Origin of the sequence: Streptomyces dengpaensis, assembly GCF_002946835.1 — a bacterium.
GTDB classification, from domain to species: domain Bacteria; phylum Actinomycetota; class Actinomycetes; order Streptomycetales; family Streptomycetaceae; genus Streptomyces; species Streptomyces dengpaensis.
On the sequence record NZ_CP026652.1, the window covers coordinates 2,459,083 to 2,472,526 of the forward strand.

A 13,444-nucleotide genomic window follows, 5' to 3' on the forward strand; every position below is an offset into this window, starting at 1 on the left:
CCTCCGCCGCCCTCCGTTGACCCGGGTCGGCGTAGCTCCAGCTCGATTTGAGTGCCGATCCTGACAGAGGAGAGGGAGTCCAACAAGTGATTCCGTTGTTGCCTTTTGGTTACGCGACGGAATCTGTCGACCAGCTGTCGAGTCCCGCTGGAAAAGGCGGGACGGAATGTCAGTGGTGCGTGCCACAGTGGCATGCATGGGGAAGATCGATTCTTGGGAAGCGCTGGTCGGCGCGGTCAACTCGGGGGCGAGGGTCAAGTACCTGCACTTCTGGGGGCACCGCCCGCGACCGGACGGTCAGGTGAGCGCGAGCTGTCTGAGCCAGTGGTGGCCCTCACCATTCGTGGTGGACGGTGCCTCGTACGCGACGGCCGAGCACCGGATGATGGCGTCGAAGGCACGGCTCTTCGGCGACGAGGAGGCGGAGCGGCGCGCTGTCGCCGCACCCAACCCCGCGCTCGCCAAGAAGGCGGGGCGGCTGGTGCGCGGCTTCGATGAGGCCATATGGGAGCGCGAGCGGTTCGGGATCGTCGTCGACGGCAGCGTCCACAAGTTCACCGCGCACGCCGATCTGCGGAAGTTCCTGCTGGGCACGGGTGACCGGGTGCTGGTCGAGGCCAGTCCGATGGACCGCGTGTGGGGCATCGGGCTCGCGGCGGATGACGAGCGGGCGGCTGATCCCGAGCGGTGGCGGGGGGCGAATCTGCTGGGGTTCGCGTTGATGGAGGCGCGGGAGCGGCTGGGGTAGGCGGGTTTCAGGGGGGTACCAAGTGGCGGGTGCCGCACGGTTCTAAGGGGGGACCAAGTGGCGGGTGTTGCACCGTTCTAAGGGGGGTACCAAGTGGCGGGTGCTGCACGGTTCTACAGGGGGTACCAAGCGGCAGGTGCCGCACGGTTCTACGGGAGGCGCTCCATGACGAGTGACGTGGAGAAGCCGTCGTCGGTCGAGCCGTCGTCGGTCCCGGTGTTGTCCGGGGCGACGATGAGGAACACCAGCATCGCGATCCCCAGGGCAATACCGACCGCTCCGCAGATGATTCCGGCCAGCGCCTGCCCCGGGTTCGTCGCCTCTCCATGGCGCACCTTGCCGCGGCCGATCACGCCGAAGATCACAGCGAGGATGCCCAGCACGATGGCGAGCGGCCACAGACAGAACACGGCCGCCGCGATGATGCCGAGCACCAGGCCGGCCGTGCCCATGCCGTTGCTCGGCATGAACGGCGCCCCGGTCCAGCCGTAGTCGGGGACGCCTTGGTAGCCGGGCGGGGCGGGGGCGTACTGCGGGTGGCCATATCCGTACGGGAGCGGGCCCGGGCCTTCCGGGGCGATGGGCGGCGGGGGGACGAGGTCGCCGGGGCCGGGCTGCTGCGGGTAGGGGGTGTGGGTTGTCGGGGGTGCGAAGGGATTGCCTGACCCGGCGGGAGAGGGCGGCGGGAAGGGGGCGTTCCACGGGTGCGGGCCAGGGTCGGCCGTCCCGGGGGCGGCTGGTGCGCCCGCGCCGGGTACCGAGGTGACCGTCGGCCGGTCGTGCACGGAAGGGGGTGTGGGGGCGGCACTCTCGCGCCAGGGACTGTGGAAGGGCGTCCTGGCCTCGGGCGGAGCCCAGGGGTTCGGCTCGGGCGTTGGCTCGGCGGAGGACCTGTGCGGTTCGGCGCCGGGCTTGTCCAACGGGACCTTCGGGGCGCGGCGTTCCGCGGGTGCCGCGTCTTCGGGCGTCTGGTTCGCTGGTACCGCGTTCTCGGGCGTCCGGTTCGCTGGTACCGCGTTCTCGGGCGTCCGGTTCGCTGGTACCGCGTTCTCGGGCGTCCGGTTCGCTGGTACCGCGTCCTCGGGCGTCCGGTTCGCTGGTACCGCGCCCTCGGGCGTCCAGTTCGCGGTTACCGCGCCCTCGGGCGTCCAGTTCGCGGTTACCGCGTCCTCGGGCGTCCAGTTCGCGGTTACCGCGTCCTCGGGCGTCCAGTTCGCGGTTACCGCGCCCTCGGGCGTCGGGTCCGCGGGCCAGGCATCCTGCACGCGGGCCCACCCTCCGTGGCCCACGCGGTCGCCCCTCCGCGCCGCGTCGGCGGCAGAGGCCGGAGCCCCCTCGCCCGAAGACGCCGGAGCCCCCTGGCCAGGGGAAGTCCACGCGGCGCCGCCGTGCGGCGCTTCCGGCCTCGGCGCGTCGTCGGCGTCGTCGGACATGCGCGGGCTCCCCTCTGTCGTGCGTTCCGTCAGCCTACGGCCCGAGCCCGGGGCGCGTGGAGCCGCCGCCTACGATGACCCCTGAGTCACCGATCAGCCGATCACCGCGCCCCTCGACGACCGGACCAAGGTCCCCGGGGGCGCCGTTCCGGGGAGGAACCCTTGACCGACCATCGCACCGCACGTGATGACGCCCGCGACCTGCACGCCTTCATCGCCGGACTGCCCAAGGCCGAACTGCACGTGCACCACGTCGGCTCCGCCTCCCCGCGCATCGTCTCCGCCCTCGCCGCCCGGCACCCCGACTCCAAGGTGCCGACCGACCCCGAGGCCCTCGCGGACTACTTCACGTTCACGGACTTCGCCCACTTCATCCAGGTGTACCTGTCCGTCGTCGACCTCGTCCGCACTCCGGAGGACGTACGGCTGCTGACCTACGAGGTCGCGCGGGACATGGCCCGGCAGCAGATCCGTTACGCCGAGCTGACCATCACTCCGTGGTCCTCCACCCGTCGAGGCATCAACGAACTCGCCTTCATGGACGCGATCGAGGACGCCCGCAAGGCGGCGGAGTCCGAGCTCGGCGTCATACTGCGCTGGTGCTTCGACATTCCGGGAGAGGCGGGGCTCGAGGCGGCGCAGGAGACCGCGCGGCTCGCCACCGACGACCGGCTGCGGCCCGAGGGGCTGGTCTCCTTCGGGCTCGGCGGGCCCGAAATCGGCGTACCGCGGCTGCAGTTCAAGCCGTACTTCGACCGGGCGCTCGCGGCCGGGCTGCGATCGGTGCCGCACGCCGGGGAGACGACCGGCCCCGAGACGGTCTGGGACGCGCTGCACCACCTGCGGGCCGAGCGCATCGGGCACGGCACCAGTTCCGCGCAGGACCCGAAGCTGCTCGCCCACCTCGCCGAGCACCGCGTCGCCCTGGAGGTCTGCCCGACCTCCAACATCGCCACCCGCGCGGTGCGCACCCTCGACGAGCACCCCATAGGCACGTTCGTAGAGGCCGGGGTGCCCGTCACCATCAACTCCGACGACCCGCCGATGTTCGGCACCGACCTCAACAACGAGTACGCGGTCGCCGCCCGCCTTCTCGATCTCGACGAGCTGGGTCTCGCCGCGCTCGCCAAGAACGCGGTCGACGCCTCCTTTCTCGACGAGGCCGGCAAGGCGAAGCTCACCGCCGAGATCGACACGTACGCCTCGACGTGGCTCGCGCCCTGACCCGGGCAGCGGCCGGCCCCCAGCACAATGGGCCCATGCGCACCGTGACTGCCGTCGCCCATCGCGGCGCCCCCTACCGTGACCGCGAGAACACGATCGACTCGCTGCGTGCCGCGCTCGACCTGGGCGCGGACGCGGTCGAGATCGACGTACGACTGACCCGTGACGGGGTACCCGTGCTCCTGCACGACGAGTCGCTGAAGCGGTTGTGGGAGCGGAACCGGCCGCTTCGGTCGCTCACCGCCGACGAGGTGTTCGAGCTGACGGAGGGTGGGGTGCCGACGCTGGCGGACGCGTTGGCCGCGACCGGGGACAGCCGGGTCATGATCGACCTGCCGGGGGCGGTCGATGTCGGCGTCGTGCGACGGGTGGTCGATGTGGTGCGTGCGTGTGGGGCGGAGGAGCGGGTGTACTACTGCGCGGGCGCGCCCGCCATGCTCGCCGTGCGGGCCGTGGATCACGGGGCGGAGATCGCGCTCACCTGGACGACGCTCGCGCCGCCGCGGCCGGCCCTGCTCGCCGCCGTGCGGCCGCGTTGGCTCAACTACCGCTTCTCGCTGGTCGACCGGGGGCTCACCGCGCGGGTCCACCGCGACGGGTATCTGCTGTCCGCATGGACGCCGGACACGCGGCGCGCGATGCGACGGCTTCTCGACCTGGGGGTTGACTCGTTGACGACTAATCGCATCGATGCGTTGTGCGCCCTGCGCGAGGGGTAGGGAGATTTTCGCTCGCCCGTCTCGTGCCGTACCTGGGGGGGGCTCCGCCCCCCTCAGACCCCCGTATCGCGCTTCGCGCTCGTCCTCAAACGCCGGACGGGCTGGAGCTAGCCGGCGGGGCGATCGCCTGGGCGTCCGCTCCCTCGCCCACCCATAGCCCGATCAGCAGCGCGGCCGTCGCCTCCAGCAGGCCCGCTCGGGTCAGCGCGCCCGCGTTCAGCGGCTCGCAGCCCAGGTCGCGTACGAGATGTCGTACGACGTCCAGGGCGTTCACGTCGTCGCCGCACAGCGGGACCGCGAGGGGGCGGCCGGCGAAGACCGGAGGGGTCAGGCGCCAGATGTCCTCGTGGCAGAGGTTGAACGCCTTGACGACGTGGGCGCCGGGGGCGGCGGCAGCGAGGCGCTGGGCCGCGGAGGGGCCGCCCGTCGTCTCCAGGGTGAAACCCGGGCCGACCGGGTTCGTGCAGTCGATCAACGCGCGTCCCCGCAGGACGTCTTGGAGATCCGCGGCGACCTCGGCCGCCGCCGCCCACGGCAACGCCACCAACACCGCGTCCGCACCGAACTCCGCCGCCTCGCGCAGCGCACCCGAGCGGGCGAGGCCCCCGCGCGCGGCGGGCGCGGCGGCTCCCATGCGCGTGGCGAGCGCGGCGGCTCGGTCCACGTCCCGTCCACCGACCAGCACGTCGTGGCCGGCCCGCAGCCACTGCGTCCCCAGCGCGTCCGCCATGTTCCCCGTACCGAGAATCCCGATCCTCATCCGTCCCGTGTCCCTTCCCATCCCGTCCCTTGCAACGACCGGTCCAGGACGACGGTAGGAATCCGCTCAGGCACCATTCGGTAAGTGAACACCGACGACTTCCTCGCCGACTGCCGGGCCCGGCTCGCCTTCGATCTGGTCTCCAACACATGGAACGCGGTGGTGATGTGGGCGCTGCGGAAGGGCCCGCTGCGGCCCGGTGAGTTGCGTGCGCGGATCGGCGGGATCAGCGCGAAGGTGCTGACGGAGACAGTGCGGCGGCTGGAGTTCAACGGACTCGTCGAGCGGCAGTCGTACGGTGGGGCGCCGCCGCGGGTCGAGTACGAACTGACCGCGCTGGGGCGGACGTTCCTCGAACCGGTCGAGGCGTTCGGGCTCTGGGCCCATGTCCACGGCGACGAGGTCATGGCCGCTCAGGAGCGGGCCGAGGTGGCCGCTGCACCCGCGAGCGTCGAGCCGCCGTCGCGGGGTCGGCCGGAGTCGCGCGGGTGATGTACCTGGGCACCGGCGCGCCCAGTACCCGCGCCCGCAGGGGCGATCCCTTGCAACACCCTTGCCGTGGGAGGCAGTTGCTCGGGGTCTTACCAGGGACTTCGAGGGCACACTGATCCCTGCCCTGCGCGCCGCCCAGCTGACCATCGACAAGGAGATCCAGGCCACCCTGACCGACATCACGTACGGATGGGTGCCGTGCTTGCGGCGGGTGAGATCCCCGACTATGAACCACCGGCGGCGGGCGGCGGGGTCGTGAGGTTTGCCTCGATCCGGCTCAGTACGCGCATGGCCTCGCGGTACTCCGCTTCGGTGAAGCCGGCCGCGGTGAGCTGTTCCAGTTCGCGCCACGCCCGCCTGACCTGGTCGCACAGGGCCTGGCCCGCGCGGGTGGCGCTCACGACGACGGCCCGGCGGTCGTCCGGGAAGGGTTTGCGGGTGACGAAGCCGGACTGTTCCAGGCGCTGCAGCATCTTGGTGACGGTCGACGGATCCAGGCCGAGCGTCTTGATCAGGTCCGCCTGGCGCTGCTCGCCGCGTTCCCACAGCTGCATCATCAGCACTTCCTGGCCCGGATAGAGGCCGGTGTCGCGCAGCAGACTGCCGGCCATGATCCGGTGCACACGGGCCGCACGGAAGAGGGCCTCACTCATCGGAGCGTCCGCGACGGTCGGTACCGCATCTTCTCTGCCCTCTACCGAATCGGATTCCCGCGGCATGGCTGTCGATCCTCCTCGCGGACACGTCACATCCCTGGCGGCCCAGCCCAGGAATTGTTTCAGCCACCATTGTATTGGCCAGCCAATGGAGTTGCGACCACGACTACTGGTCGGCACTAGCTGACGCCCCTGACCTGCAGTGATGCCGACCCGCCCACATGGCCAGTGAGTTGAGACAAGAAAGTTCGTTGGCACATTGGTACAGGATCCGCGGCGTTGATCAGGTGTCGGATCAGGGGAGGACCGGGGCCCCTGTTCACGGCCGGGGCCGCGGGGATGGGGGGCGCGCCGCGATGGCGCGGCCGGCCCCCGCTCTCAGGGGATGGGGACCAGGCGCACCCGGGCAGCATGGCGCCCCCGCCGAAGTCCGGACAATGGACGCCGCGTCGAGCTGTCGCCCGGCGACCCGACACCCTGTCGATGACGTCGTACGGCGACGATCACGTCGTGGCAAGCACCCAGGGGAGCGCCCACCACCGCGGAGGGGGAACACCACGGCCCCGGACGGGATCAACTCCCGTCCGGAGCCGCACAGTTCACACCAGCAGCTGTCGAGCGATCAGCTGTCGAGCGACGTCATCACGTGCTTGATCCGCGTGTAGTCGTCGAAGCCGTACGCCGACAGGTCCTTGCCGTAGCCGGACTTCTTGAAGCCGCCGTGGGGCATCTCGGCGACCAGCGGGATATGGGTGTTGATCCACACGCAGCCGAAGTCGAGCGACTTCGACAGGCGCATCGCGCGCCCGTGGTCCTTCGTCCAGACCGAGGAGGCGAGGGCGTACTCGACGCCGTTGGCCCACTCGATGGCCTGGGCCTCGTCCGAGAAGGACTGGACGGTGATGACCGGGCCGAAGACCTCGTTCTGGATGATCTCGTCGTCCTGCTTCAGGCCGGAGACGACGGTCGGGGCGTAGAAGTAGCCCTTGTCGCCGACCCGGTGGCCGCCCGCCTCGACCTTGGCGTGGGCGGGGAGGCGCTCGATGAAGCCGGAGACCTGCTTGAGCTGGTTCGGGTTGTTGAGCGGGCCGAAGAGCACGTCCTCGTCGTCCGGCTGCCCGGTCTTCGTCTCCGCGGCGGCCTTGGCGAGCGCGGCGACGAACTCGTCGTGGATGGACTCCTGGACGAGGACGCGGGTGGCGGCCGTGCAGTCCTGCCCCGCATTGAAGAAGCCCGCCACCGAGATGTCCTCGACGGCCTTGGCGATGTCGGTGTCCTCGAAGACGACGACCGGGGCCTTGCCGCCGAGCTCCAGGTGGACGCGCTTGAGGTCCTTGGACGCCGACTCGGCGACCTGCATACCGGCGCGTACGGAACCGGTGATGGACGCCATGGCCGGTACGGGGTGCTCGACCATCATGCGGCCCGTCTCGCGGTCGCCGGTGATGACGTTGAAGACGCCCTTGGGCAGGATGCCGCCGATGATGTCGGCGATCAGGACCGTGGAGGCGGGAGTCGTGTCCGACGGCTTCAGAACCACCGTGTTACCGGCGGCGAGAGCCGGGGCGAACTTCCACACCGCCATCATCATCGGGTAGTTCCACGGCGCGACCTGGGCGCAGACGCCGATCGGCTCGCGGCGGACGATCGAGGTCAGGCCCTCCATGTACTCGCCGGCGCTGCGCCCCTCCAGCATGCGGGCGGCACCCGCGAAGAAGCGGATCTGGTCCACCATCGGCGGGATTTCCTCGGACCGCGTCAGCCCGACCGGCTTGCCGGTGTTCTCCACCTCGGCAGCGATGAGCTCCTCGGCCCGCTCCTCGAACGCGTCCGCGATCTTCAGGAGGGCCTTCTGGCGCTCGGCCGGGGTCTGGTCGCGCCAGGCCGGGAAGGCCGCGGCGGCGGCCGCCATCGCGGCGTCGACGTCCGCCTGCCCGGAGAGCGGCGCGGTCGCGTACGCCTCGCCGGTCGCGGGGTTGACCACCTCCGTGGTCCGTCCATCGGCGGCATCGCGGAACTCTCCGTCGATGTAATTGCGCAGACGACGCAGCTCGGTGCTCACTGCCCGGCCCTCCTGTCGGATGTCCAACGACTCAGGTGTCGACGACCTGAGTGTCCCAGGTGTCCACCACCTGAGATGTCTGAGGCACCACCCTAATCCGTGCCCCGACGTTTTCAACACCCCCGGTCGCCTCAGAACTGCGAAATCCGCACGGCAGACCCTCCCGAACAACGAATTTCATCGCTGCGGCCTTGCGGTTCTGTCGAGACGTCGTGCACAGTGAGCTCGTGGCCAGTCGAAGCGCAGATCCCAGGGACTCCCGCGAGTCCAGGAACGGCAGTCCGCAGTTGGACGCCGTCTCCCTCGCCATCATCGAGCAGTTGCAGCAGGACGGACGCCGTCCGTACGCCGCGATCGGCAAGGCCGTCGGCCTCTCCGAGGCCGCCGTGCGCCAACGCGTCCAGAAGCTGCTCGACCAGGGCGTGATGCAGATCGTCGCCGTCACGGACCCGCTCACCGTGGGATTCCGCCGGCAGGCGATGGTGGGCATCAACGTCGAGGGCGACCTCGACCCTGTGGCCGACGCCCTGACCGCCATGCCGGAAGTCGAGTACGTGGTGATGACCGCGGGCTCGTTCGATCTCCTCGTAGAAGTCGTCTGCGAGGACGACGACCACCTGCTGGACGTCATCAACAAACGCATCCGGGCCCTGCCCGGCGTGCGCTCCACCGAGAGTTTCGTCTACCTGAAACTCAAGAAACAGACCTACATGTGGGGGACCCGATAGCCGTGAGCACCAAGGACCTCAGCAAGACCGCGTACGACCACCTGTGGATGCACTTCACCCGCATGTCCTCGTACGAGAACGCGCCTGTTCCCACGATCGTCCGTGGTGAGGGCACCTACATCTACGACGACCAGGGCAAGCGCTACCTCGACGGTCTCGCGGGCCTGTTCGTGGTCCAGGCCGGGCACGGCCGCACCGAGCTGGCCGAGACCGCCTTCAAGCAGGCGCAGGAGCTGGCCTTCTTCCCGATCTGGTCCTACGCCCACCCGAAGGCCGTCGAGCTGGCGGAGCGCCTCGCCGACTATGCGCCCGGCGACCTGAACAAGGTCTTCTTCACCACCGGTGGCGGCGAGGCCGTCGAGACCGCCTGGAAGCTCGCCAAGCAGTACTGGAAGCTGCGCGGCAAGCACACCAAGTACAAGGTCATCTCGCGCGCGGTCGCCTACCACGGCACCCCGCAGGGCGCCCTGTCCATCACCGGCCTGCCGGCCCTGAAGGCTCCCTTCGAGCCGCTGGTCCCGGGCGCCCACAAGGTCCCGAACACCAACATCTACCGCGCGTCGATCCACGGCGACGACCCCGAGGCCTTCGGCCGCTGGGCCGCCGACCAGATCGAGCAGCAGATCCTCTTCGAGGGCCCGGAGACGGTCGCCGCCGTCTTCCTGGAGCCGGTGCAGAACGCCGGCGGCTGCTTCCCGCCGCCGCCCGGCTACTTCCAGCGGGTGCGCGAGATCTGCGACCAGTACGACGTGCTGCTCGTCTCGGACGAGGTCATCTGCGCCTTCGGCCGCCTCGGCACGATGTTCGCCTGCGACAAGTTCGGCTACATACCGGACATGATCACCTGCGCCAAGGGCATGACCTCGGGCTACTCCCCGATCGGCGCGTGCATCGTCTCGGACCGGATCGCCGAGCCGTTCTACAAGGGCGACAACACCTTCCTGCACGGCTACACCTTCGGCGGCCACCCGGTCTCGGCCGCGGTGGGTCTGGCGAACCTCGACCTGTTCGAGCGCGAGAGCCTCAACCAGCATGTGCTCGACAACGAGAGCGCGTTCCTCTCCACGCTCCAGAAGCTGCACGACCTGCCGATCGTCGGCGACGTCCGCGGCAACGGCTTCTTCTACGGCATCGAGCTGGTGAAGGACAAGGCCACCAAGGAGACCTTCACGGACGAGGAGTCGGAGCGCGTGCTCTACGGCTTCGTCTCGAAGAAGCTCTTCGAGTACGGCCTCTACTGCCGCGCCGACGACCGCGGTGACCCGGTCATCCAGCTGTCGCCGCCGCTGATCTCCGACCAGTCGACCTTCGACGAGATCGAGGGGATCGTCCGTCAGGTGCTGACGGAGGCGTGGACCAAGCTCTGAGCCGTACGCTCCGATGAGCTGAATCTGTGATCAACACCGGCCCCGGTGACGCCCGTTCGAGTGAGAATGGGCGCCCCGGGGCCGCGTGCTGTCCGGCCTGCGGGCCCCGAATCCCTAGCGTGCCCAGTGACCGATCGGCCCTGCCTTCGTTCCCCCGACCGGGGGACGTGGCAGCGCAAATCAGATCTGAACCGAGGTGTACGCGATGGTGGCCCCGCCGGACAACGACGTGCTCTGGGCACGCGCCCTGAACGTCAAGTACAACGGCTCGCCCGCGCTCAGCGGTGTTTCGCTCGGAGTCCGCGAGGGCGAGATCCTCGCCGTGGGCGGCCCGCGCGGCAGCGGCAAGACGACTCTGCTCCGGTGCCTGTCGGGCCAACTGCTGCCCCAGCAGGGCGAGGTGTGGTTCAACAGCGCGCCCGTGCACACCATGGGCCCGCTCACCCGCGAACGGCTGCGCCGCGACCGTTTCGGCTGGATCGACCCGGTGCCCGTCCTGGTCCCCGAGCTGAACGCCTGGGAGAACGCCGCGCTCCCCCTGATGCTGCGCGGCTGCGTACGCCGGGCCGCCAAGACCGCCGCCCTGGAGTGGCTGGAGCGCCTCGACATCGGCGGCTGCGCCCGCAAACGCCCGCACGCCCTGCTCCAGGCCGAGCGGCAACGCGTCGCGATCGCCCGCGCGCTGGCCCCCTCCCCGACCGTGCTCTTCGCCGACGAGCCGACCGCCCCGCTGCACCGCGCCGACCGCGCCCATGTGCTGCGCACACTCACCACGGCGGCCCGCTCGCACGGCATCACGGTCGTCCTCGCCACGCACGACGCGGAGACCGCGGCGCTCGCCGACCGCACGGTGTCGCTGCTCGACGGACGGCGGGTGAACACCGTCCACCTGCCGCCCGTCGCCGAGACGGAAGGCCGGGCCGCGTGCTCGCTCTCCGTCTAGCCCGCGGGGCCCAGCCCCTCGTCCAGCTCCGCCGCCTCCTGGTCGCCGCCGCCTCGGCGGGCACCGGGTTCCTGCTGCTGTGCACCCTGGGGTACGCGCTGACGCATCCGGACGCCTCGGCGGCCTCGGCGCTGCGCCTCGCCTGGTGTGTCGTCCCGCTCGCCGCCACCGTGTACTTCGCGGTCGCGGTCGCCCGCACCGACCCCGGCACCCGCCCCCGCCCCGGCCTCTCGGCCATCGGCCTCGGCCCGGGCCGCCTGATGGCCATCTCCGTCGTCACCACGGCCCTCGCCACCACCCTCGGCTCCCTGCTCGCCCTGCTCTTCTTCCTCCACCTGCGCGGCGACCTGACGGGCATGCCGTTCGACGGCGCCGCGGCGGAGTTCCTCGCCGCCGGCACGCCTCTCCCCCTGCCCGCTGCCCTCACCCTCCTGACCCTGGTCCCGATCACGGCGTCCGTGGCCACGGCGCTGTCCCTGCGCCCACGGGGCGGCAGGCCACAGCGGCTGGCAGAGGCGTACGGCAGGACATGGCTCGCCGCACGGCAGGCCGCGAACGGCAGCGGCGCGCGGGTGGCCCGGCGCGGGGGGCGGCACTCCGGCACGTCCGGTGCGTACGAGGACACGGGGGCGTACGGCAGCACGGGCACCCACGGGGATCAGGGCGGGGACGACGGTTCCGACGGCAGCACGGCGGCGTACGCGGGTGAGGACGCGCACCGACGCACCGGGGACCCTCGGGACACGGCCGCGCACCTCCCGGGAGACACCCACCCGAAGCCGGGCCGGCACCATGGCTCCGGCATCGGCGAGGACACGGCGGCATACGCCGGTGAGGACGCGCACCGACGCACCGGGGACCCGCTGGACGCGGACGCCGACTCCGACTTCCACTGGACGGCGGAGGCGTACGCCGCGGGGGACGTCCACCACGACGCGGGTGCGCGACGCCGTTCCGGCGCCCGCCCTGACGCCGCCGACTACGATCGCCCCGGCACCCTGACCCCGTACGACGACTCCGACGCGCCCAGCGGCCCCGCGCACCCCGACCACCCGCGTCGCCAGCCGACCCCGGAGCTGGACCCCCGCCGGCTCCCGCCCCCGCAGTCCACCCCTGGTGGCCTTCCCTGGGGTGCCGCCGCGCTTGCCGCGGGCCTCGCCGTGGAGACGTACGCGAGTCGTTCGGACGCGGCACCCGGGCTCGCGCTGCCCGGTGGTTTCGCGGGCGGTCCGGTGGGGTTGCTGGTCGGCTGGGTGCTGACCGCGGTCGGTCTGGCGCTGGCGGGGCCGGCGATCACGTACCAGTGCGGGCGGCTGCTGCAGGCGGTGCGGCCTGGGGCGCTGCGCCTGCTCGCCGGGCGGGTGCTGCAGGCGGAGTCGCGGCGCATCGGGCAGCCGCTCGGCGTGGTGTGCGCGGTGGCGTCGGGCGGGTACGCCATGGCGACGCTGTACACGGGCTCCCGCCCCGAGTTCGGCCCGCTGACCACCCTCGGCGCTCTGCTGGTCGCCGGGTGCACGCTGCTGACCCTGGCGACGGCCGCCGTCGAGGCGAAGCAGGCGCGCGCGGACACCACGGCGGCGCTGCTGCGGCTCGGGGCGCCCGTCACGATGCTCCGCGGCGCCGCGGCCCTGCGCGTCGGCGCGCTGCTCGCCCTGTTCGGCCCGCTGACCTGGGTGGTCGCCGAGCTGGCCGCGTTCCCGCTGGTCCACTGATCGTTCTACGGCCGTAGGGGAGGGCACGTATGGCAGGCCGTACGAAAGGCCCGTACGAAAGGCCCGTACGAAAGGGTCCGCGCCGAGCGATGAGTTCCGCGCGGGCCCCGGGTCTACCTCTCCGAACGGCACACCACCGACGGGAGACCTCGCATGTACCAGCAGATGATCTTCGTGAACCTGCCCGTGGCCGACGTCGACACCACGAAGAAGTTCTTCACGGAGCTCGGCTACACGATCAACCCGCAGTTCACGACGGACGACTGCGCCTGCGTGGTGATCAGCGACACGATCATCGCGATGATGCTGAGCAAGCAGCACTACGCGACCTTCACGAAGAAGCAGATCGCGGACTCGGCCAAGACCAGCGAGGTGCTGCTGTGTCTGAGCGCCGAGAGCCGCGAGAAGGTCGACGAACTCGTGGACAGGGCCCTCGCGGCGGGCGGCACGGCCAGCGGCGAGACACAGGACTACGGCCACATGTACGGCCGCGCCTTCGACGACCCGGACGGCCACACCTGGGAGGTCATGTGGATGGACCCGGCCGCGGTCCAGGGCTGACGAACCGGCCGGCCACCGGCTGTTCACGGGCTGACGCCC

13 protein-coding genes are annotated in these 13,444 nt (G+C 70.9%); 9 read left to right on the forward strand and 4 right to left on the reverse strand.

Going from position 1 to position 13,444, the window contains the following annotated elements; translation table 11 throughout:
* Nucleotides 1–166 precede the first annotated feature (166 nt).
* Nucleotides 167–748, forward strand: coding sequence for an NADAR family protein (locus tag C4B68_RS10995; protein ID WP_099502588.1), 582 nt, complete (start codon nt 167–169; stop codon nt 746–748).
* Nucleotides 749–897: 149 nt separating this feature from the next.
* On the opposite strand, the gene C4B68_RS43145 is transcribed toward C4B68_RS10995, so the two are convergent.
* Nucleotides 898–2,181 carry a DUF4190 domain-containing protein gene (locus C4B68_RS43145; protein ID WP_240634299.1) on the reverse strand — a complete coding sequence of 428 codons (1,284 nt, stop codon included), beginning with the start codon at nt 2,179–2,181 and terminating at the stop codon, nt 898–900.
* 162 nt (nt 2,182–2,343) lie between these two features.
* Between C4B68_RS43145 and C4B68_RS11005 the strand changes: the two genes are divergently transcribed.
* Both C4B68_RS11005 and C4B68_RS11010 read left to right on the forward strand, forming a co-directional pair.
* On the forward strand, nt 2,344–3,405 hold the full coding sequence (locus C4B68_RS11005; RefSeq protein ID WP_180289285.1) for an adenosine deaminase: 1,062 nt from the start codon (nt 2,344–2,346) through the stop codon (nt 3,403–3,405).
* Between the two features lie 35 nt (nt 3,406–3,440).
* The gene (locus C4B68_RS11010) at nt 3,441–4,124 is read left to right on the forward strand and encodes a glycerophosphodiester phosphodiesterase (RefSeq protein WP_099502590.1); all 684 of its coding nucleotides are present in this window, start codon (nt 3,441–3,443) and stop codon (nt 4,122–4,124) included.
* An 85-nt stretch (nt 4,125–4,209) separates the two neighbouring features.
* Here the strand turns inward: C4B68_RS11010 and C4B68_RS11015 are convergent, their stop codons facing one another.
* Nucleotides 4,210–4,884, reverse strand: coding sequence for an NADPH-dependent F420 reductase (locus C4B68_RS11015; protein WP_099502591.1), 675 nt, complete (start codon nt 4,882–4,884; stop codon nt 4,210–4,212).
* Nucleotides 4,885–4,968: 84 nt separating this feature from the next.
* On the opposite strand from C4B68_RS11015, the gene C4B68_RS11020 reads away from it, so the two are divergent.
* Nucleotides 4,969–5,376: a winged helix-turn-helix transcriptional regulator gene (locus C4B68_RS11020; RefSeq protein ID WP_099502592.1), complete on the forward strand. Its 408-nt coding sequence runs from the start codon at nt 4,969–4,971 to the stop codon at nt 5,374–5,376.
* A gap of 224 nt (nt 5,377–5,600) precedes the next feature.
* Here C4B68_RS11020 and C4B68_RS11025 read toward each other — a convergent pair whose 3' ends face one another.
* Together C4B68_RS11025 and C4B68_RS11030 are read right to left on the reverse strand one after the other, a co-directional pair.
* The gene (locus tag C4B68_RS11025; RefSeq protein ID WP_099502593.1) at nt 5,601–6,095 is read right to left on the reverse strand and encodes a MarR family winged helix-turn-helix transcriptional regulator; all 495 of its coding nucleotides are present in this window, start codon (nt 6,093–6,095) and stop codon (nt 5,601–5,603) included.
* 559 nt (nt 6,096–6,654) lie between these two features.
* The gene (locus C4B68_RS11030; protein WP_099502594.1) at nt 6,655–8,094 is read right to left on the reverse strand and encodes a gamma-aminobutyraldehyde dehydrogenase; all 1,440 of its coding nucleotides are present in this window, start codon (nt 8,092–8,094) and stop codon (nt 6,655–6,657) included.
* A 212-nt stretch (nt 8,095–8,306) separates the two neighbouring features.
* On the opposite strand from C4B68_RS11030, the gene C4B68_RS11035 reads away from it, so the two are divergent.
* The 5 genes from C4B68_RS11035 to C4B68_RS11055 all read left to right on the forward strand — a co-directional run bounded on the left by C4B68_RS11035 (nt 8,307) and on the right by C4B68_RS11055 (nt 13,405).
* Nucleotides 8,307–8,822: an Lrp/AsnC family transcriptional regulator gene (locus C4B68_RS11035; protein ID WP_099502595.1), complete on the forward strand. Its 516-nt coding sequence runs from the start codon at nt 8,307–8,309 to the stop codon at nt 8,820–8,822.
* Complete coding sequence (locus C4B68_RS11040) at nt 8,807–10,189, forward strand: aspartate aminotransferase family protein (protein WP_099502596.1); 1,383 nt, start codon at nt 8,807–8,809, stop codon at nt 10,187–10,189. The genes C4B68_RS11035 and C4B68_RS11040 overlap by 16 nt, the downstream gene beginning before the upstream one ends.
* Nucleotides 10,190–10,394: 205 nt before the next feature.
* Nucleotides 10,395–11,132 carry an ABC transporter ATP-binding protein gene (locus tag C4B68_RS11045; RefSeq protein ID WP_099502597.1) on the forward strand — a complete coding sequence of 246 codons (738 nt, stop codon included), beginning with the start codon at nt 10,395–10,397 and terminating at the stop codon, nt 11,130–11,132.
* Nucleotides 11,114–12,844 (forward strand): hypothetical protein, encoded by a 1,731-nt coding sequence (locus C4B68_RS11050; RefSeq protein ID WP_099502598.1) that lies wholly within the window; start codon nt 11,114–11,116, stop codon nt 12,842–12,844. Before C4B68_RS11045 ends, C4B68_RS11050 begins: the two co-directional genes overlap by 19 nt.
* A gap of 153 nt (nt 12,845–12,997) precedes the next feature.
* Nucleotides 12,998–13,405: a VOC family protein gene (locus C4B68_RS11055; RefSeq protein WP_099502599.1), complete on the forward strand. Its 408-nt coding sequence runs from the start codon at nt 12,998–13,000 to the stop codon at nt 13,403–13,405.
* The last annotated feature ends 39 nt before the right edge of the window (nt 13,406–13,444 follow it).